At 36.7% G+C, this 993-nt stretch carries 1 protein-coding gene and 1 pseudogene; both read right to left on the bottom strand.

What is annotated here, in order from left to right; translation table 11 throughout:
* Window positions 1-638 (bottom strand): IS3 family transposase (locus LB452_RS13415; protein WP_322966427.1); only part of this gene is annotated, 638 nt, incomplete at its 3' end.
* Window positions 635-993: pseudogene (locus tag LB452_RS13410) on the bottom strand (hypothetical protein); the annotation flags it as partial. The gene LB452_RS13415 and the pseudogene LB452_RS13410, both read right to left, overlap by 4 nt.

The raw sequence follows: 993 nt of genomic DNA, 5'->3' as shown, positions 1-993 counted from the left end.
ATTGCATTTTCATAAGGATCATATTTTTCTGTCATACTTGTTTTTATGTTGTTTTTGTCTAACATTTCTTGATAGTCATTTGAGCAGTATTGTAGTCCTCTATCTGAATGATGGATTAAAGGTTCTTCCTTGTACTTTCTAGTATTCAAAGCCATATCCAAAGCCCTTAACGATCCCTCTGCAGCTAGACTATTACAAACGTTATAACCCATTATTTTCTTGGAATACGCATCTGTTATCAGTGCGAGGTAAGACGGATTAGCTCTGTTCCCTACATAGGTGATATCACTTACCCATATCTGTTCTGGTCTGTTAATTTCAAGGGCACTAACTATGTTTTTATGTTTTCTAAACCTATGATGAGAATCTGTGGTTATATGATAACTTCTTTCTGGTTTTATAAGCATGTGATTAGCTTTTAGTATTCTAAAGAGTTTATCCCTCCCCACCTTTAGCATTGAGAGTTCCGACTTCAATAAATAATAGAGTTTTCTTGTGCCAAGCCTTGGCATCACAGCACGAATCTTACGAACCAGAACAATAACTTGTTGTGCGATGGACTGCTTGTAAGCTCTAATTTTTAAAGATCTGTAATATACCTGTCTATTAACCCCGAGTAGTTCACAGGCAGAGATCACTGTCTCTTTTTGTTCTTCTTTGAAGCTTTTGATAACTCGGGTTTGTAATTTTTTCTGATTTGAATGTCGTATTCCTTCTCAGCCATATCTACTAGCATATCGAAGATGATGACTTTTTTATCAGCACGTTCAGCGAGGTGTTCCGCTCTAGCTTTCTGCTTTTCAAGTAACTTTACTTTAGCCTCAAGCTCTAGTATTTTCTGTTCTGGTGTCTTTGCCATAGGTTCTTTGGATAAGTTCTCCCAATCAAAGTTACCATATTTTCTGAGCCATTGTGTGATAGTTGATCTTGCTTGTATGCCATATTTATGACTAGCCTCTAATCTTTCAAGCCGACCTGATTCAATTTCTTCGA

Origin of the sequence: Psychroflexus longus, from assembly GCF_020164595.1 — a bacterium.
Classification (GTDB): Bacteria; Bacteroidota; Bacteroidia; order Flavobacteriales; family Flavobacteriaceae; genus Psychroflexus; species Psychroflexus longus.
Note: the sequence above shows the minus strand (reverse complement) of the source record. Positions and strands in the feature narration are given on the sequence as shown.